General features: G+C 30.3%; 17 protein-coding genes. 9 read left to right on the top strand and 8 right to left on the bottom strand.

Annotated elements, in window-relative coordinates; translation table 11 throughout:
• Positions 1-424: 424 nt before the first annotated feature.
• The 5 genes from ABNT14_RS09245 to ABNT14_RS09225 all read right to left on the bottom strand — a co-directional run bounded on the left by ABNT14_RS09245 (position 425) and on the right by ABNT14_RS09225 (position 7,502).
• Positions 425-1,384, bottom strand: a complete 960-nt coding sequence (locus ABNT14_RS09245) for a hypothetical protein (RefSeq protein ID WP_058885633.1) — start codon at positions 1,382-1,384, stop codon at positions 425-427.
• 198 nt (positions 1,385-1,582) lie between these two features.
• Positions 1,583-3,379, bottom strand: a complete 1,797-nt coding sequence (locus ABNT14_RS09240; RefSeq protein WP_101902944.1) for an acyl-CoA dehydrogenase family protein — start codon at positions 3,377-3,379, stop codon at positions 1,583-1,585.
• A 24-nt stretch (positions 3,380-3,403) separates the two neighbouring features.
• The gene (locus tag ABNT14_RS09235) at positions 3,404-4,594 is read right to left on the bottom strand and encodes an acetyl-CoA C-acyltransferase (RefSeq protein ID WP_101902943.1); all 1,191 of its coding nucleotides are present in this window, start codon (positions 4,592-4,594) and stop codon (positions 3,404-3,406) included.
• A 27-nt stretch (positions 4,595-4,621) separates the two neighbouring features.
• Positions 4,622-7,027, bottom strand: a complete 2,406-nt coding sequence (locus ABNT14_RS09230; RefSeq protein ID WP_101902942.1) for a 3-hydroxyacyl-CoA dehydrogenase/enoyl-CoA hydratase family protein — start codon at positions 7,025-7,027, stop codon at positions 4,622-4,624.
• 16 nt (positions 7,028-7,043) lie between these two features.
• A complete protein-coding gene (locus ABNT14_RS09225) occupies positions 7,044-7,502 on the bottom strand; it encodes a MarR family winged helix-turn-helix transcriptional regulator (RefSeq protein WP_101902941.1) in 459 nt (152 codons plus the stop codon).
• A gap of 191 nt (positions 7,503-7,693) precedes the next feature.
• On the opposite strand from ABNT14_RS09225, the gene ABNT14_RS09220 reads away from it, so the two are divergent.
• The 7 genes from ABNT14_RS09220 to ABNT14_RS09190 all read left to right on the top strand — a co-directional run bounded on the left by ABNT14_RS09220 (position 7,694) and on the right by ABNT14_RS09190 (position 13,572).
• Positions 7,694-8,623, top strand: a complete 930-nt coding sequence (locus ABNT14_RS09220) for an ABC transporter ATP-binding protein (protein WP_058885628.1) — start codon at positions 7,694-7,696, stop codon at positions 8,621-8,623.
• A 6-nt stretch (positions 8,624-8,629) separates the two neighbouring features.
• Positions 8,630-9,949 (top strand): ABC transporter permease, encoded by a 1,320-nt coding sequence (locus ABNT14_RS09215; RefSeq protein WP_101902940.1) that lies wholly within the window; start codon positions 8,630-8,632, stop codon positions 9,947-9,949.
• Between the two features lie 99 nt (positions 9,950-10,048).
• Positions 10,049-10,870, top strand: a complete 822-nt coding sequence (locus ABNT14_RS09210; RefSeq protein WP_101902939.1) for a mechanosensitive ion channel family protein — start codon at positions 10,049-10,051, stop codon at positions 10,868-10,870.
• Positions 10,871-10,935: 65 nt separating this feature from the next.
• Positions 10,936-12,099 (top strand): sigma-54-dependent transcriptional regulator, encoded by a 1,164-nt coding sequence (locus ABNT14_RS09205; protein WP_101903383.1) that lies wholly within the window; start codon positions 10,936-10,938, stop codon positions 12,097-12,099.
• A 144-nt stretch (positions 12,100-12,243) separates the two neighbouring features.
• A complete protein-coding gene (locus ABNT14_RS09200) occupies positions 12,244-12,885 on the top strand; it encodes a peroxiredoxin (protein WP_101902938.1) in 642 nt (213 codons plus the stop codon).
• 82 nt (positions 12,886-12,967) lie between these two features.
• On the top strand, positions 12,968-13,294 hold the full coding sequence (locus ABNT14_RS09195; RefSeq protein WP_101902937.1) for a thioredoxin family protein: 327 nt from the start codon (positions 12,968-12,970) through the stop codon (positions 13,292-13,294).
• Between the two features lie 20 nt (positions 13,295-13,314).
• Positions 13,315-13,572, top strand: coding sequence for a DUF6952 family protein (locus ABNT14_RS09190; RefSeq protein WP_058885623.1), 258 nt, complete (start codon positions 13,315-13,317; stop codon positions 13,570-13,572).
• 92 nt (positions 13,573-13,664) lie between these two features.
• Here ABNT14_RS09190 and ABNT14_RS09185 read toward each other — a convergent pair whose 3' ends face one another.
• The 3 genes from ABNT14_RS09185 to ABNT14_RS09175 form a co-directional block, all read right to left on the bottom strand.
• The gene (locus tag ABNT14_RS09185; RefSeq protein ID WP_180948546.1) at positions 13,665-13,829 is read right to left on the bottom strand and encodes a hypothetical protein; all 165 of its coding nucleotides are present in this window, start codon (positions 13,827-13,829) and stop codon (positions 13,665-13,667) included.
• The gene (locus tag ABNT14_RS09180) at positions 13,822-15,273 is read right to left on the bottom strand and encodes a sodium:solute symporter (RefSeq protein ID WP_101902936.1); all 1,452 of its coding nucleotides are present in this window, start codon (positions 15,271-15,273) and stop codon (positions 13,822-13,824) included. Before ABNT14_RS09180 ends, ABNT14_RS09185 begins: the two co-directional genes overlap by 8 nt.
• A 75-nt stretch (positions 15,274-15,348) precedes the next feature.
• On the bottom strand, positions 15,349-15,978 hold the full coding sequence (locus ABNT14_RS09175; protein WP_101902935.1) for an NAD(P)H-dependent oxidoreductase: 630 nt from the start codon (positions 15,976-15,978) through the stop codon (positions 15,349-15,351).
• Positions 15,979-16,210: 232 nt separating this feature from the next.
• Here ABNT14_RS09175 and ABNT14_RS09170 point away from each other — a divergent pair, with 232 nt between their 5' ends.
• Together ABNT14_RS09170 and ABNT14_RS09165 are read left to right on the top strand one after the other, a co-directional pair.
• A complete protein-coding gene (locus tag ABNT14_RS09170) occupies positions 16,211-17,482 on the top strand; it encodes a DUF2851 family protein (RefSeq protein WP_101902934.1) in 1,272 nt (423 codons plus the stop codon).
• Between the two features lie 102 nt (positions 17,483-17,584).
• Entirely contained in the window at positions 17,585-18,319 is a 735-nt protein-coding gene (locus ABNT14_RS09165; RefSeq protein ID WP_101902933.1) for an SH3 domain-containing protein, read from the top strand.
• The last annotated feature ends 69 nt before the right edge of the window (positions 18,320-18,388 follow it).

Here is an 18,388-nt window from a genome sequence, read left to right as displayed (position 1 = left end):
TTTTTTTTGTGAGTGTAATCATGTGTGTTTTTCATAATATCTAAATATTTCAAAAAGTATTATGGAACAATATAATATTTTGATATAAAAAATCACTTTAAATATTAATGAATATATTTTTAAAAAATAATGACAATCTACAAAATCTATAATTACTTGTGAAGTTGTAAATAATAGAAAGGTTGAAATAATTAATAGTTTTAAATAAAAATTCACTTTTTTTAAACTTCGGATATTTCTCTTTAAAAACGAAATTTTTTGTTTAATGCTAGGTGAATTATTACCATTAAAAACTTCCTTTATTTGGTGTTTTAAATTTTCACGATAGTTTAAGATGAAAGAATATAATACAGTAAATATAGTCAAACTTATCCCTAGAAAAGCAAGATTAATATTACCATAATTATTTATTTGCTCAATCATATTACAAGTCGTCATTATATCCAAGAAAATTTTCAATAACTGGTTGCAGTTTTTTTATAATAAACGATGTTTTGTAAATTTCATCATTTTCAATTTCATTAGAAGTGATTTCTGTAGAAAAATTATATGATTCTTCTGCTACTTCATTAATTTTTTCTATGACTTCATCTATTGAATTTTGTTCTATTTTAAATTGTTGCTTACCATTAGTTATTTTTAGACTTCTTTTTGAAAAGAATTTAAAAATTTTAGTGTCTTCAATTATTTTTTTAACTTTATCTAAAGGTATGTCTTTATAAACGGTTTCTTTAATTTTTGATGATTTACTTTCAGTAACATATTCGTGAAAATGATAATCTTCATCATTTTCATCAAATTCGAATGACGAAAGTTTTAAAGATAATTCAGGGATAATTTTATTTTTTTTAAATCGACTAATTATATCATTTAATTTTATATTCTTGATTTCAATATCTAAAATGTCTTTTAATACCATTTTAGAAGCATTTACTATTTCACTATTGTTTTTATTAGGGTCTTCATATAAAAAAATTATCCATTTGAATTGTAGTTTATTGACTCCAAATGTATGTGGATATAAAATAAAAATATAATTTTTACTTCCTATTTTATCTGTTTTTTTAAGTTTTACTTTTTCTATAGTTTCTACATATCCATCAAAATGATTAGTTATAAATGAGGTAACCCTGAGAAGTAAACCAGAATCGTTACCAAATGAAATTTTTTCAAATGCTACTTTTTCAATATTTTGCGTAATAGATTTATTTCTTTTATCTTTTGTTATTGGTTTTTTTTCTTTGTTAAAGACATTAATTTTATCAATGAGATTATTAATTAATAAATCTTTTGAAAATACAAGTTCTTTAAAAGTAATTGTTGTTGATTCGTCTTTTTTTTCAGTAGAAATATACACGGGTACTTTTAATTTGTATGTTTTCATTCTTTCTTTATAACAGTTTTTAAGAAGTTTTGGTTTTAAAAACTAATTTAGCATTAATTCTTTCAACAAAAAAAGGTCGTCAAAATAAATTGACGACCTTTTAAACAAACAACTAAATTCTAAAACTTATTATGAAGAGTTTTAGAAGATTTTTTATATAAGATATCAAAACAGTTACTGCCCTGATATCTTATTTATTTAGAAACAGTATTTATTTTCTGCTTTTAATTTTTCAGCAATCATGTTACGTAATCCAATTACGTTTGGCTGATTTGCGTATTTTGTAAAACGTTTTAAGCCCATTAACATCATACGTTGCTCATCACCTTGTGCAAAAGAAACAATACCTTCTTTAGCATTTTTAATGATGATATCTACCGCATTATATAAATATAATTGCGTCATCGCAATCTGTTCTTTTTGAGAATCTTTACCAAAACGTTTGGCGTTTTTTTCAGTTCTCAAAATAGCAGATTCTGCCATATAGGTTTCAATTAAAATATTAGAAGCCGCGGTTAATAATTGTTGATGCTGCTCTAATTCGGTACCAAATTTCTGAATTGCAGACCCTGCAACCATTAAGAAAACTTTCTTTAATTTAGCAACCATTTCTTTTTCTTCTGCAAATAATTCAGAATAATCAGGCGTATCAAAAGAAGGAATACCTAATAATTCTTCGCCAACAGCCATTGCAGGATTTAATAAATCTACATGACCTTTCATCGCTTTTTTAACCAACATTCCAACAGAAAGTAATCTGTTAATTTCGTTCGTTCCTTCGTAAATACGAGCAATACGCGCATCTCTCCAAGCCGATTCCATAGGAGTTTCTTCTGAGAATCCCATACCTCCAAAAATTTGAATTCCTTCGTCAGCACACGCTTGTACATCTTCAGAAACAGCCACTTTTAAAATAGAACATTCAATAGCATATTCTTCCACACCTTTTAATTCCGCTTCTTGATGCGTATTTCCTTCGGCTTCACGTAATGCAATTCTATCTTCAATATTTTTAGCAGCTCTATACGATGCTGATTCCCCTACATAGGCGTTGGTTGCCATATCGGCTAATTTCATTTTGATAGCACCAAATTCAGAAATTGAAGTTTTAAATTGCTTACGCTCATTTGCGTAATTAATTGCAATTGTAGTAACTCTTCTTTGAGAATCTAAACAAGCAGCAGCTAATTTAATACGCCCAACATTTAAGGCATTCATGGCAATTTTAAAACCATTTCCTCTTGCTGATAACATATTTTCAATCGGCACAATTGTATCATTGTAAAATACCTGACGGGTAGAAGAAGCACGGATTCCTAATTTATGCTCTTCTTCACCTAACGTAATTCCATTTGTATTTTCTTTGTCATATTCAACGATAAAACCAGTAATGTTTTTATCATCTTCAATACGAGCAAATACAATCATAACGTTACAAAAACCTGCGTTTGAAATCCACATTTTTTGTCCGTTAATTTTATAATGCGTTCCATCTTCCGATAGGGTAGCGGTTGTTTTTCCTGAATTAGCATCTGAACCAGCACCTGGTTCTGTTAAACAGTAAGCACCAAACCATTCACCTGTTGCTAATTTTGGAACATATTTTTGTTTTTGAGCTTCGGTTCCGTATAAAGTAATTGGCATCGTTCCAATACCTGTGTGTGCACCGAAAGCAGTACTAAAAGAACCTGTTCCGCTTGAAATATAATCACAGGTTAGCATGGTAGAAACAAATCCCATTCCTAATCCGCCGTAAGCTTCAGGAACAGCAACACCTAAAAAACCTAATTCACCAGCTTTACGCATCGTTTCTTCGGTTAAAGCATAATTTTTCTTTTCAAAACTTGCTTTATGAGGGATTATTTCACGGTCGTTAAATTCCATAACCGCTTCTTTCATCATTTTTTGCTCTTCGGTAAAATCTTCTGGAGTAAAAACATCTTCACAATTTGTTTCTTTTACTAAAAATTGTCCTCCTCTTAATAAATCTGCCATTTTTGTTTTGTTTTAATTGTTAGTTTAGTTTAAGAATTCGAAAATACCAGCAGCACCTTGCCCAGTTCCTACACACATGGTTACCATTCCATATTTTCCTTGCATATTGCGTTTACGCATTTCATCGAATAATTGTACCGATAATTTAGCACCTGTACAACCTAAAGGATGTCCTAAGGCAATAGCACCACCATTTACGTTAATGATGTCTGCGTCTAATCCTAATTCACGAATTACCGCTAATGATTGCGAAGCAAATGCTTCGTTTAATTCAATTAAACTGATGTCTTCTTGTTTTAATCCTGCTTGTTTTAATGCTTTTGGAATAGCTGCAACAGGACCAATTCCCATAATTTTTGGCGGTACACCAGCAGCAGCATAACTTACCATACGAGCAATTGGTTTGATGTTTAATTCTTTCACCATATCTTCACTCATCACCATTACAAATGCTGCTCCATCACTTGTTTGTGATGAATTTCCAGCGGTAACACTTCCGTTTGTAGCAAATACAGGGCGTAAACGCTCTAAACCAGCAATATTTGAACCTTTACGAGGTCCTTCATCTTTTGTTACGGTATATTTTCTAGTGGCTTTTTTTCCGTTCGAATTAACATAGGTTTCTTCCACTTCAATAGGAACTATTTGGTCTTGAAAACGATTTTCAGCTTGTGCTCTTAATGCTTTTAAGTGTGAATTTAAAGCAAATTCATCTTGGTCTTTACGAGAAATATTATATTTTTCAGCAACCGCTTCGGCAGTATTTCCCATTCCCCAATAATAATCAGCATGCCCATCAGCAACTACATCATAATTTAATTCTGGTTTAAAACCTGTCATTGGTACAGAACTCATGCTTTCGGCACCACCAGCGATAATACATTCTGCCATTCCTGACTGAATTTTAGCCACTGCCATACCGATAGTTTCTAATCCTGATGAACAAAAACGATTTACCGTTACTCCTGGAACGTCATCAATTTTTAATCCCATTAAAGAAATTAAACGTGCCATATTTAATCCTTGCGAACCCTCAGGCATTGCGTTACCAACAATAACATCGTCAATACGAGTTTTGTCAAAATCGGGTAACTTTTCCATTAAATATTCAATGGTTTCTGCCGCTAGTTCATCGGCTCTTTTAAAGCGAAATGCTCCTCTTTTTGATTTTCCGATAGCGGTTCTATATCCTTGTACTATATATGCTGTTTTCATTTTTCTTCTGATGTTTTAGGGTGAAGTTTAGTTACGTAATGGTTTTCCTGTTTTCAACATTTGTTGAATACGTTCTAATGATTTACGCTCTGTTGTTAAACTTAAAAATGCTTCACGCTCTAGGTTTAATAAATACTGTTCAGAAACTTTTGTTGGTTCTGATAAATCTCCACCAGCCATTACATACGCTAGTTTATTGGCGATTTTTTGGTCGTGTTCTGATATGAATCTACTAGCTTGCATAGAATCGGTAGCGACCATAAAAGCACCTAAGGCTTGTTTTCCTAAAACTAAAATATCTTCACGTTTTACAGGTTGTGTATAACCAGCTTCTGCCATTAATACGGCGTGTTTTTTAGCTTGTGCAATTTGACGCTCTCTGTTTACTACAACAACATCTTTTCCTTTTTGTAATAAGCCTAAATCGAAAGCTTCATGTGCTGAGGTACTTACTTTTGCCATACCAATAGTTAAGAAATATTCTTGTAATACGTTTAACTGAACATCTCCTGTACGGAACGTATCGGAAGCACGCAACGCCATTTCTTTTGAACCACCACCACCAGGGATAACTCCAACACCAAATTCTACTAATCCCATGTAAGTTTCAGCAGCGGCAACCACTTTATCGGCATGTAATGATAATTCACATCCACCACCTAACGACATTCCGTGAGGCGCAGCAATGGTAGGAATTGAAGAATAACGCATACGCATCATCGTATCTTGAAAATACTTAATAGCCATATTTAATTCGTCATATTCTTGTTCAACAGCCATCATAAATATCATTCCGATATTTGCTCCAACCGAGAAATTTGCTCCTTGATTACCAACAACTAATCCTTGGAAATCTTTTTCAGCTAAATCAATTGCTTTGTTTAATCCTGCTAAAACATCGCCACCAATAGTGTTCATTTTAGATTGAAATTCACAATTTAAAATACCATCACCTAAATCTTCAATAACAACGCCAGAATTTTTAAAGACCTCTTTTGTTTTTCTGATATTATCTAAAATGATAAATGAATCTTGCCCTGGTTTTTTTAGTTGTGCTTTTGCAGAAACATCATAAAAATAGGTAGCTCCTTCTTTAACAGAATAAAAAGATTTTTGCCCATTTGCAACCATTTCGGTAATCCAAGTAGCAGGTTGGTTTCCTTCGGCTTTCATTAATTCGATACCTTTTTCGATACCAACGGCATCCCAAATTTCGAAAGGCCCATTTTCCCAACCGAAACCAGCTTTCATGGCATCGTCAATTTTATACAATTCGTCAGAAATTTCTGGAATCCTATTTTGAACATAGGCAAACATTGCTGCGAAGTTTTTACGGTAAAACTCTCCCGCTTTATCTTTTCCGCCAACCAACACTTTAAATCTGTCAATTGGTTTATCAATAGTTTTTGTTAATTCTAAAGTTGCAAATTTCGCACGTTTTTTAGAACGATATTCCATCGTTTCTAAATCTAAAGTCAAAATTTCTTTCTTCCCTTCAGCGTTTACAACTTTTTTATAAAAACCTTGTTTTGTTTTACTTCCTAACCATTTATTTTCCATCATAGTATTGATGAAACCTGGTAATTTGAATAAATGGTGTGCTTCGTCGTTCGGGCAGTTTTCGTAAATACCGTTTGCAACGTGTACTAAAGTGTCTAAACCAACAACATCAACAGTTCTAAAAGTTGCCGATTTTGGGCGACCAATTACAGGACCTGTTAATTTATCAACCTCTTCAACGGTTAAACCTAATTCTTTTACTTGATGAAATAAAGATTGAATCCCGAAGATTCCAATTCTGTTACCAATAAAAGCAGGAGTATCTTTAGCTAAAACCGAAGTTTTTCCTAAAAATTTAGAACCATAATCCATTAAGAAATCAGTAACTTCTTGTTTACAGTCAGGACCAGGAACAACTTCAAATAATTTTAAATAACGTGGAGGATTAAAAAAGTGAGTTACCGCAAAATGCTTTTGAAAATCTTCGCTTCGTCCTTCGTTCATAAATTTGATAGGAATCCCTGAAGTGTTTGAAGAGATAATCGTACCAGGAGTACGGTATTTTTCTAATTTTTCAAAAACAATTTTTTTAATATCTAATCGTTCAACAACAACTTCCATAATCCAATCAACATCGGCAACTTTGGCAATATCGTCTTCTAAATTACCTGTAGTAATTCTACTAGCAAATTTTTTAGCATAAATTGGCGATGGTTTCGATTTTAAAGAAGCCGTTAAAGCGTCATTAACCAAACGATTACGAACAGCTTTGTCTTCTAACGTTAGTCCTTTTGCTTTCTCTTTGTCGTTAAGTTCTCTAGGAACGATGTCTAATAATAAGACTTCAACGCCAATGTTAGCAAAATGACATGCAATACCGCTTCCCATAATCCCCGAACCGATAATTGCTACTTTTTTAATTCTTCTTGTCATTTGTTTTTAGGTTTTTTTATACAGTTTTATTGTCGGCATCAATATACACCTTCTTTTCTGTAATAAGTTTGTTTATGGTTGATGTTACTTTAAAGAAAAGATTTAATTCTTCTTCTGTAATATGTTTTTTTACTTGATTATTAAACTGATATACGTGTCCTTTTGATATTTCGCGCATTTCTTTACCGTAAGTTGTCAATTTAATAATAACGCCTCTTCCGTCATTAGGGTTTTTCTCTCGGCAGATAATACCTTTGTCTTCCATTGTTTTTAATAAGCGAGAAAGACTTGTTGGTTCCATGCCCATTAAAGGACCTAATGCGGTGGAAGGAGTTCCTGTTTCAAAATCGATATTTAATAATACAAAAGCAGTTGCCATGGTACTGTCATGCTTTGCAGCTTGCTCATTGTACATTTTTGCAACAGCTTGCCAAGTGGCTCTTAATTGATGATCGATTGATTTATTTTTATCCATGTTCGTCCAAAGATACAGAAATTTATTATGCGTGCATAGTATTTTTTTGTAAAAATTATGCGTGCATAGTAAATTTAACATTTACGTAAAGTGTAACGTTTGGCGTAAACTTATGACTAATCCGTATAAAAATATGTAAGTTTGTGTTACAAGCTTAAAAAAATAACTAAAAAAAAATCACGATAAAAAGAATGGGTAATTTATTAGAAATTAAAAATGTAGTAAAGCGTTATGGCGATTATACGGCGTTAAATAATGTATCGCTTAGTATTGAAAAAGGAAGTGTTTTCGGTTTATTGGGTCCTAATGGAGCAGGAAAAACATCGTTGATTCGAATTATCAATCAAATTACCATGCCCGATAGTGGTGAAGTTATTTTAGATGGCGAAAAATTAGCGCCACATCATATAGAGCACATCGGATATTTACCTGAAGAACGTGGTTTGTACAAATCGATGAAAGTAGGCGAGCAGGCTTTATATTTGGCACAGTTAAAAGGGATGACTAAATCCGAAGCAAAAAAACGCCTTAAATATTGGTTCGATAAATTTGAAATAAGTAGCTGGTGGGATAAAAAACTAGAAGAGCTATCAAAAGGAATGGCGCAAAAAGTACAATTTATTGTTACAGTATTGCATCAGCCTAAATTATTGATTTTTGATGAACCTTTTTCTGGTTTCGACCCGATAAATGCGCAACTAATCGCCAAAGAAATTTTGCAATTGCGTGACGAAGGTGCAACCATTATTTTTTCGACTCACAGAATGGAATCGGTAGAAGAAATGTGTGATGAAATTGCCTTGATTCATAAATCAAACAAAATATTAGACGGTAAATTACACGATATTAAGCGTCAATTTAGAACAAATACCTTTCAAGTAGGTGTAAACACGGCAAACCCATCCGAAGTAGAAGCAAAATTAAAAGAAAACTTTAAGGTTTTACCTGCCGATTTTAAATTGTTAAATGACGGTTTAAAATTAAAAATACAATTAACCCAAGGAAATTCAGCAAACGATTTGTTGTCATTTTTAACCACCCAAGGACAGGTGCAACATTTTGTAGAATTAATACCAACTGCCAACGATATCTTTATTGAGTCAATACGTAAAAATAGTTAAAAGAAAATGAGTAAGTTACAATTAATAATAGCAAGAGAATTTAAAGCGAAGGTTAAAAATAAGTCATTTATTATGATGACTTTTTTAAGCCCAGTAATAATGATTGCCATGATGGCGTTGATTGTTTTTTTGATGAAACAAAACGATCAGAAAATTAAAGACATTGTATATGTCGATAATTCAGGTATTTTTTCAAAAGATAATTTTAAAGATACCGAAACCATAAAATACAAAGATTTTACCACTTTTGGCATCGAAGAAACTAAAAAGAAAGTAGAAGCAGGTGAGCATTTTGGTGTTTTAGTAATTCCTAAACAAGATAGTTTAGAATTGTTGGCAAATTCAGTAGAATTTTATTCAAAAGATACGCCAGGTTTAAATACCATAGAAAACATAGAACGAAACGTAAATACACATTTGCGAAATTTAAAGATGAAGGAATTAGGTATTAATTTAGAAAAAATAAAAGCCGCTAAAATTTCTTCGGATATAAAAATGTATAATTTTTCGGGTGAAAAATCATCAAAAATGATTAATAACATGAAAATTGGTGTAGGAACCATTGCTGGTTATTTATTAATGATGTTTATGATTTTGTATGGAACATCGGTAATGCGTAGTGTTATTGAAGAAAAAACCAGTAGAATTGTAGAGGTAATTGTATCATCAGTAAAGCCTTTTCAATTAATGTTGGGTAAAATTGTAGGAAATGGAGCGGCAGGATTATTACAGTTTTTTATCTGGGGAGTTTTATTATTACTTGGAGCTGTTGTCGTTTCTTTATTTATAGGAATTGATACTTCACAGGTTTTTTCGCAAGATATTGATGCCAATCAAGTGGCAAAAATGCAAGCATTAATGGGAAATAAAGCCGAGTTATTTTTAGAAATCAGAAAATTACCTTGGTTTACCTTATTTTTCTTATTTATATTTTACTTTTTAGGAGGATATATGCTGTACAGTTCTTTATTTGCAGCTGTTGGAGCAGCAGTAGATAACGAAACAGATACCCAACAATTTATGACGCCAATTATGCTTCCTTTAATGCTGGCTGTTTATGTGGGTGCTTTTACGGTGGTTAATGACCCACATGGTCCTGTTTCTGTAATTTTTTCTTACATTCCGTTAACATCGCCAATTGTAATGCTAATGCGTGTGCCTTTTGGTGTTGCTTGGTGGGAAATTGCTTTATCAATGTTATTGTTAGTCTTTAGTTTTATAGCAATTGTATGGGTTGCTGCAAAAATTTACCGAGTAGGTATTTTAATGTATGGTAAAAAACCAACCTATAAAGATTTATGGAAATGGATGCGTTACGGTAGTTAAAATCGATGCACTAAATTAATTAAATATGAAAAGCAGTTATTATTAAAATAACTGCTTTTTTTGTGGCTAAAATGAACAATTTATTATAATTTTAGTTCCATGAAAGAATTGAATAAAATATTGAACTACACTGTTCAATTTAACAAAGAAATAGGTATTAGTATTAAAGCAGTTTTAATGCTAATAGTTGTACTAATTTTGGCATCTTTTTTATTAAAATATTTTGAAAAATTTGTTAAAAAAAGACTTCAAAATGAAGACGAAAACAAGTTTAGCACTGTTTTTTCTTTTGCTAGTTGGTTGTTATATATTATTATTTTCTTAACTACCTTAAATTCATTAGGCGTAAATGTAACGGCTATATTTGCAGCTTCAGCAGCCTTATTAATTGGAGTTGGTTTGGCATTACAAACTTTTTTTCAAGATATAATATCAGGTATTTTTATTATCGTAGATCAAAGTGTGCATGTAGGTGATATTATTGAGTTAGATGATAAAGTAGGTAGGGTAGAAGAGATAAAATTAAGAACCACTCGTGCGGTAACTATTGATAATAAAGTACTGGTAATTCCGAATCATAAATATTTAACAAGTAGCCTGTATAACTGGACACAAAACGGTACTACAACGCGTGAAAGTGTAAAAGTAGGGGTTGCTTATGGTAGCGATGTTCAATTGGTAAAAGAATTATTATTAAAAGCAGCAACCGAACATCCGAAGATATATCAGCATCCTGCTCCTTTAGTAATTTTTGAAAACTTTGGAGATAGTTCGTTAGATTTTAAATTAATATTTACTTTAAATGATAGTTTTCAGGCGCAAATACCTAAAAGTGATTTGCGTTTTAAAATTGATGAACTGTTTAGAGAACACCATATTTCAATTCCGTTTCCACAACGAGATATTCATATTATAAAGTAAAGATAGTACAATAAATTAGATGGCGTGATTATTGCATAGTAATAGTAGTGCAGAAAATGAAAAATATGAGCAAAATATTAATAATAGAAGATGAAGCGGCAATCCGCAGAGTTTTAACAAAAATTATTTCAGAAGAAAACGATGCTTATCAAGTATCGGAAGCCCAAGATGGTTTAATTGGTTTTGAAATGATTAAAAATAACGACTACGATTTGGTTTTATGTGATATTAAAATGCCAAAAATGGATGGTGTTGAGGTATTAGAAAAAGCTAAAAAATTAAAGCCTGAAACGCCAATGGTCATGATTTCTGGTCATGGCGATTTAGACACCGCAGTAAATACAATGCGTTTAGGGGCATTTGATTATATTTCAAAACCACCAGATTTAAATCGATTATTAAATACTGTTCGTAATGCTTTGGATAAAAAAGAGTTGATTGTAGAAAACAAACGCTTAAAAAAGAAAGTAAGTAAAGGTTATCAAATGATTGGTGAAAGTGATGCGATTACTCAGATTAAAGAAATCATTGAAAAAGTAGCAGCTACGGATGCACGTGTTTTAATTACCGGACCTAATGGAACAGGAAAAGAGCTGGTTGCACATTGGTTACACGAAAAATCAGACAGAGTAAAAGCGTCAATGATTGAAGTAAATTGTGCAGCTATTCCATCAGAATTAATAGAAAGTGAATTATTTGGTCATGTAAAAGGTTCTTTTACTGGAGCAAATAAAGATAGAGCAGGAAAGTTTGAAGCCGCAAACGGTGGAACTATTTTTTTAGATGAAATTGGCGATATGAGTTTATCGGCACAAGCTAAAGTATTAAGAGCTTTGCAAGAAAATAAAATACAACGCGTTGGTTCTGACAAAGACATTAAAGTAAATGTGCGAATTGTAGCGGCAACCAATAAAGATTTAAAGAAAGAGATTTCAGAAGGTCGTTTTCGTGAGGATTTATACCATCGTTTAGCGGTTATTTTAATTAAAGTTCCTTCGTTAAATGATAGAAGAACAGATATTCCTTTATTAATAGATTTTTTTACTTCAAAAATTTCTGAAGAACAAGGAACTCCTAAAAAAGCATTTTCAAAACAAGCAGTTAAATTATTACAAGAATATGACTGGACAGGAAATATTAGAGAGCTTAGAAATGTAGTAGAGCGTTTAATTATTTTAGGTGAACAAGAAATATCTGAAAAAGATGTAAAATTATTTGCTAGTAAATAAGATAAAGTAATTAAGAGTTAATAAAGTATAAAAAAAACTTATGATAACATAAAGAATTAGCATTAAGTTTTTTACTTTATAGTTGTTTTGCTTGGTATATTTGTACTTGTGAAAACGAATAATAATCAATAAAAAAATAAAAAAATGTCAACAATTGTAGGTAAAAAGTTTCCAGGTTTAAGTGTAGATGCAATGAACGAAATGGGTGATACATTTAAAGTAAATGTATTAGAAGAGGCTGTAAAGAACAAGAAAAAAGTATTGTTATTTTGGTATCCAAAAGATTTTACATTTGTGTGTCCTACCGAATTACATGCTTTTCAAGCTGCTTTAGGAGAATTTGAAAAAAGAAATACCGTTGTAATTGGTGCTTCTTGTGATACTCCTGAGGTTCACTTTGCATGGTTAAATCAATCTAAAGATAATGGAGGTATTGAAGGTGTAACGTATCCTTTATTAGCAGATAGCAACCGTAATTTATCATCAATCTTAGGTATTTTAGATATTACTGATGAGGTTTTTGACGAAGCAACTCAAACGGTACAAGTAGTTGGTGATAACGTAACTTACAGAGCTACTTATTTAATCGATGAAGAAGGAACGGTATTTCATGAAGGAATAAACCACATGCCAGTTGGGCGTAATGTAAACGAATTTTTACGCTTAATTGATGCGTATGCACACGTTCAAACAAACGGAGAAGTTTGTCCTGCAAACTGGGAAGAAGGTAAAGAAGCTATGAAACCAAATGCAAAAGGAACTGCTGCATATTTAGCATCTCACTAATACAATATAATGAAAGGGCTTAGTTCGTGTACTGATTGGGGGATTATATGCACGAACTCCTTTCTCTTAAAAACTTATAATTATGGTACAAGAATTAAGTCAAGATAATTTAGAAAATTTAGTAGCAAACAACAAAAAAGTAGCGGTACAATTTTCAGCAACTTGGTGTGGTAATTGTCGTATAATGAAGCCAAAATTTAAAAAATTAGCTTCGGAAAATGAAGAAATTACTTTTGTAGTTGTTGATGCGGAAAAATTTCCAGAAAGCAGAAAATTAGCCGATGTAAGTAACTTACCTACTTTTGCAACTTTTGTAGATGGTAAATTTGTAAACCAAGTACAAACCAATAAATTTGATTCTTTAAAAGAGTTAATTAATGAGGTTAAAGAAGTTAAAGAGATTGTATAGTTTTAAATTAAAATAGCGTTATGAAATTACCAGTAATAAAACATTTGACTTCTTTTATTGAGCAAAACGATCAAGATTACGTACTAGAAACTATTGAAACATTAGAGGCTTTAACAGAGGTTTCATCTTTAAAAGATGAAGAATTAGACGTTATCGGTGAGTTAATTTCCAATATGTACGGAGCTATCGAGGTTGATAAAATGATAAAAGACGGTACTCCTAAAAAAGAAGCGTTGAATACTTTTATGAAGCGTGTTTTAGGATCTATTGATAAATAATACTATTGTTTAAAAGATAATAAATCCCGAGCTGTATGGCTTGGGATTTTTTTGTTAAAGCAGGTTTAAACAGATTATAAATAGATGTTTTTTTATTCTTCCTCTACACTCTTCTGCTCATTCATTTTTTTTACCAATGCTTTTAAACGTTCTTTATTTTGAAGCTTTTGAAGTTTAACTTTGTTTTCTTTTTGTTTCATTAAGCGAGTGTGTTTCGCTTTATTTACGGTGTTTTTTGCTTTTCCTTTTTTAGGCATTTTGATTCTTTTTTGATGTTTTTATCATTAATAATCCGAAGAAAGTAAGTAATCCGTTTAAAACTAATACGAAAAATCCAAAATCGAAATTGAATAATGTCTTACTAAAATAGCTTATTAAAAATGTGAAAATAGGAGATACAATACAAATTATAGGAACTAATTTATCTTTTATATTCAGTTTTGTAAATAATCCGAAGGCATATAATCCTAATAAAGGTCCGTAAGTATAACCCGCAAATTGAAATATTTTAGCAATTACACTAGCATCTGCAATAAAATATTTAAAAATTAAAATTGTTGCAATTAATATAAATGAAAATAAGATATGTATTTTTTTACGGATTTTCTCTTTTTGCTGATTATCCTCTTTTTTATCAATTTCTAAAATATCAATACTAAAAGATGTTGTTAAGGATGTTAAAGCACTATCGGCACTTGAATAGGCGGCGGCAATTAATCCTAATAAAAAGAATAAAGAAGTTACTAAGCCTAAATCACCACTCATGGCAATCATCGGAAATAATTGGTCTTTATGTGCGTCTAATCCGTTAATAGTTGCATAATCTGTAAGTAAAACACCCAAAGCTAAAAAGAAAAAATTAACGATTACTAAAACAATTGTAAACCAAAACATATTTTTTTGAGCATCTTTTAAATTACGACAGGTTAAGTTTTTTTGCATCATATCTTGGTCTAAACCTGTCATAACAATTGCTATAAATGCTCCAGATAAAAACCGATTCCAAAAATAATTCCCTGCTTTTATATCATCAAAAAAGAACATTTTAGCCGATTTACTTTCAGAAATATAGGTAAATAAACTGTCAATTTGTAAGCTGTCTTTTATCATAATAATACAAACACCAACGGCAATTAACATGAATAAAGTTTGTAGCGTATCTGTCCAAACAATAGTTTTTATACCGCCTTTAAAAGTGTATAACCAAATTAATAAAATGGTAATAGTTACGGTTATCCAAAACGGAATTCCGTAAGCATCAAACAAAATTAATTGTAAAACATTGGCTACTAAAAATAAGCGAAAAGCCGCTCCAATAGTTCTTGATAATAAGAAAAAAGAAGCACCAGTTTTATAGGAATAACTTCCAAAACGGTCTTCTAAATAAGTATATATTGATGTTAAGTTTAAGCGATAATAAAGCGGAAGTAATACCAAACCAATAACCGCGTAACCTACCACGTAGCCAAAAACCATTTGCATATAACTCATTTGTTGCCCTTCAACCCAGCCAGGAACTGAAATAAAAGTAACGCCAGAAAGTGATGCGCCAATCATACCAAAGGCGACTAAATACCAAGGTGAAGAATTATCTGCTTTAAAAAAAGTGTTGTTATTTGCCGATTTACCTGTAAGGAAAGAAATCAGAATTAAAATTCCAAAATAACCAAGAATCAGGAGTACAATATGTAGTGGTTGCATATAATTTAATTACAAGTTATGAATTACGAAAGTACTAATTTAGTTTATCGTAATTCATAACTTGTAAGTATTAAATTACATTTCAATAATTATATCTTCTATATTTTTACGAACCTTTTTTAGGTCTTTCATATAATCATCTTCAGCTCTAAAACCAACTGGTAATACTAATACCGATGTTAAATTATGTTTGTCTAAACCTAAAATTTCATCATACTTTTGAGGAATAAAACCTTCCATTGGGCAAGAATCTATTTTTTCATTTGCAGCAACAGTCATTAAATTTCCTAAAGCAATATAAGCTTGATTTTTATTCCAAATAGCTAATTCTTCTTGAGTTTTACTAGTTACAGAATCTGTAAGCATTTTTTTAAACGGCGCTAAAATTTCATCAGGAGTATTTCTTGTTTCTTTTACTAATGAAAAATAAGTATCAATATTTTTGATATCATATTCTTTAGGAATACATAAAACTAATACATGAGATGCTTGTGCAACTTGTGGCTGATTCCAAGAATGTGCAACTAATTGTTGCTGAATTTCTTTATTTTGAAGAACCACCATTTTAACAGGTTGTAACCCGTAAGAAGAAGCGGTTAAATTAAAGGCTTCTTTTAAAGTAGTTATTTGTGTTTCAGAAAGTGATTTATTTTCATCGAATTTTTTAACAGCATAACGCCATTTTAAATTTTCTACAGTATTCATATTATATATTTTAGTTTCCTAACAAAAATACAACTGCTTTTAATACAAATTAAGGTTTGATTATTAATAAAATTGATGACTTAATTTATTTAATCTATCTAATTTATAAAATATTGAGAAAAATTTATCTTATAAAATTAATAAGTACTAAAAAGTAAAAGCATTGATAAGAAGTGATTTAGCTATATTTTTTATATATTAATACACTGAAAAAAAAAGTTAATTTACAGTTATGAAAGAAGAATTTTTACATTTTTTGTGGAAATACAAATTGTTTAACACAACTAATTTAAAATCGATAGCTAATGAAACTATCAAAATAATTAAATCAGGATTACACAACCAAAATACAGGACCTGATTTTTTAACTGCTCACTTAAAAATAAACAATCAATTATGGATTGGAAATGTTGAAATTCATATAAATTCATCCGATTGGTATTTACATAAACATGAAGAAGATAAAAACTATGAAGCCATAATTTTACACGTAGTTTGGCAACATGATACTGTTATTTTTATGAAGAATAATCAGCCTTTGCCAACGCTTCAATTAAAAGATTTTATTGATATAGCTCTTTTAGAAAATTATCAAAAGTTATTTTCAAAAAAATCGAGTTGGATTTTATGTGAAAATCAAATTAATTCTGTTGATACTATTTTGATTAATAATTGGCTAGAAAAATTATATTTACAGCGTTTAGAACGTAAATCAGTTTTTATTAAAGAATTATTATCTAATTCAAATAATAATTATGAAGCTGTATTATTTCAATTACTAGCTAAAAACTTCGGATTAAAAATAAATGGAGATTCTTTTTTAAGATTATCACAATCATTTGATTTTTCTGTATTACGAAAAACTAGATTTAATGAATTAGAATTATCAGCATTATTATTTGGTCAGGCTGGTTTTTTTGAAGATGAAATAGAAAATGAGTATTTTATTCAATTAAAGAATGAGTATAATTTTATTAGTCATAAACATAATTTAACACCTATTTCTAATAATTTATTTCAATTTTTTAGAATGCGACCTACAAATTTTCCAACGATTCGAATCGCTCAATTGGTTGCTTTATTTCATAAACATCAAAATTTATTTTCTCAACTTATAGAAACCAAAAAAATATCAGGTTTTTATAAGTTGTTTTCGGTTGAAGTAAATGATTTTTGGAAAATACATTACACTTTTGAAACTGAATCTAAAAAATCATCAAAAAAAATAACAAAATCATTTATTGATTTATTACTGATAAATACCATTATTCCTTTAAAATATATTTATGAAAAAAATAGAGGAGAGGTAAATGAAGCAGATTTTTTTGACTTGATAAAACAATTAAAATCAGAAAAAAATACGATTATTTCAAAATTTTCAGATTTGAAAATAAAATCAGAAAATGCTCTTAAAAGTCAAGCTTTATTAGAACTTAAAAATAATTATTGTACTGATAAACGTTGTTTACAATGTGATATAGGTAAGAATTTATTACATAAATAATGTATTTTTGTGTATAAATAACAAGAAATATAAAAAATAATTAAAATAGTTTAAGCTTTAAAATGAGTAATAAAGAGTATATATTTGTTGTAAATTATTATTATGAAAAAAATATTTATTACTGTAATTTCGGCAGCTTTTGTTTTGTTAAGTTGTAAAAATGATAAAGAAAAAACGAATTCTCAAAATATAGAAACAATTGTAGAATCGCAAAAAAAAGAAGTTTTAACACCTGCTGTTTGTTTGCTAGAAAAGCTTTCTGTAAGAGTTACTCCTAAATCAAAAGGAAAATGGATTACCTCGATGAGTTTAGGGGAAAAAATTGAATTTACAGGGGAGGAAGTGACTGATTCTGTTTCTAAAAAATTATACTATAAAGTAAGGTTAATTGATGGAAAAGAAGGTTGGACTAGAGCAACTTTTTTAGCTGTTAATGGTAAGGTTTCAACATTACTTAAAGAAGCAAATGTTTATAAAAGACCTGATTTATTAACTAAAACGAATAAAAAATATAGTGCAATGGATATTATTGCTGTTTTAAAAACACAAGATGATTGGATACATGTTAAAGGTAAAAGAGCTGAAGGACAGTATATTGAAGAGGCTTGGATTAAATCAGGAAATTTATCTGAAGCTTCAGTAGATGTTGCTGTTGCTAAATTTGCAGGACTAGCAATAGCTTCAGGATCAATGACTGATAAAATAAAAGCATTAGAGAAAATTACTAATAATGCTGATTTTTCATCATCAAATCTTATAGCTGTATTACAAGAAAAAATAGAAGATTACAAAGCTAAAAATCAAAAGATAGATAATAATATAGAGGTTTCGGAATAATTAATTCGTAGTATCTATAAACAAAAAAGATGTAACATTGATGTTACATCTTTTTGTTTCTTAAAATAA

The sequence above is a fragment of the Tenacibaculum dicentrarchi genome (assembly GCF_964036635.1).
Lineage (GTDB): Bacteria > Bacteroidota > Bacteroidia > Flavobacteriales > Flavobacteriaceae > Polaribacter > Polaribacter dicentrarchi.
The sequence above is the reverse complement of the archived record's forward strand: the minus strand, read 5'-3'. Positions and strand labels throughout refer to the sequence as shown.

What these genes read in the sequence shown, in the direction of transcription:
- ABNT14_RS09245 (WP_058885633.1), bottom strand. Translation starts at nt 1,384, where the DNA reads ATGAAAACATACAAATTAAAAGTACCCGTGTATATTTCTACTGAAAAA.
- ABNT14_RS09240 (WP_101902944.1), bottom strand. Translation starts at nt 3,379, where the DNA reads ATGGCAGATTTATTAAGAGGAGGACAATTTTTAGTAAAAGAAACAAAT.
- ABNT14_RS09235 (WP_101902943.1), bottom strand. Translation starts at nt 4,594, where the DNA reads ATGAAAACAGCATATATAGTACAAGGATATAGAACCGCTATCGGAAAA.
- ABNT14_RS09230 (WP_101902942.1), bottom strand. Translation starts at nt 7,027, where the DNA reads ATGACAAGAAGAATTAAAAAAGTAGCAATTATCGGTTCGGGGATTATG.
- ABNT14_RS09225 (WP_101902941.1), bottom strand. Translation starts at nt 7,502, where the DNA reads ATGGATAAAAATAAATCAATCGATCATCAATTAAGAGCCACTTGGCAA.
- ABNT14_RS09220 (WP_058885628.1), top strand. Translation starts at nt 7,694, where the DNA reads ATGGGTAATTTATTAGAAATTAAAAATGTAGTAAAGCGTTATGGCGAT.
- ABNT14_RS09215 (WP_101902940.1), top strand. Translation starts at nt 8,630, where the DNA reads ATGAGTAAGTTACAATTAATAATAGCAAGAGAATTTAAAGCGAAGGTT.
- ABNT14_RS09210 (WP_101902939.1), top strand. Translation starts at nt 10,049, where the DNA reads ATGAAAGAATTGAATAAAATATTGAACTACACTGTTCAATTTAACAAA.
- ABNT14_RS09205 (WP_101903383.1), top strand. Translation starts at nt 10,936, where the DNA reads ATGAGCAAAATATTAATAATAGAAGATGAAGCGGCAATCCGCAGAGTT.
- ABNT14_RS09200 (WP_101902938.1), top strand. Translation starts at nt 12,244, where the DNA reads ATGTCAACAATTGTAGGTAAAAAGTTTCCAGGTTTAAGTGTAGATGCA.
- ABNT14_RS09195 (WP_101902937.1), top strand. Translation starts at nt 12,968, where the DNA reads ATGGTACAAGAATTAAGTCAAGATAATTTAGAAAATTTAGTAGCAAAC.
- ABNT14_RS09190 (WP_058885623.1), top strand. Translation starts at nt 13,315, where the DNA reads ATGAAATTACCAGTAATAAAACATTTGACTTCTTTTATTGAGCAAAAC.
- ABNT14_RS09185 (WP_180948546.1), bottom strand. Translation starts at nt 13,829, where the DNA reads ATGCCTAAAAAAGGAAAAGCAAAAAACACCGTAAATAAAGCGAAACAC.
- ABNT14_RS09180 (WP_101902936.1), bottom strand. Translation starts at nt 15,273, where the DNA reads ATGCAACCACTACATATTGTACTCCTGATTCTTGGTTATTTTGGAATT.
- ABNT14_RS09175 (WP_101902935.1), bottom strand. Translation starts at nt 15,978, where the DNA reads ATGAATACTGTAGAAAATTTAAAATGGCGTTATGCTGTTAAAAAATTC.
- ABNT14_RS09170 (WP_101902934.1), top strand. Translation starts at nt 16,211, where the DNA reads ATGAAAGAAGAATTTTTACATTTTTTGTGGAAATACAAATTGTTTAAC.
- ABNT14_RS09165 (WP_101902933.1), top strand. Translation starts at nt 17,585, where the DNA reads ATGAAAAAAATATTTATTACTGTAATTTCGGCAGCTTTTGTTTTGTTA.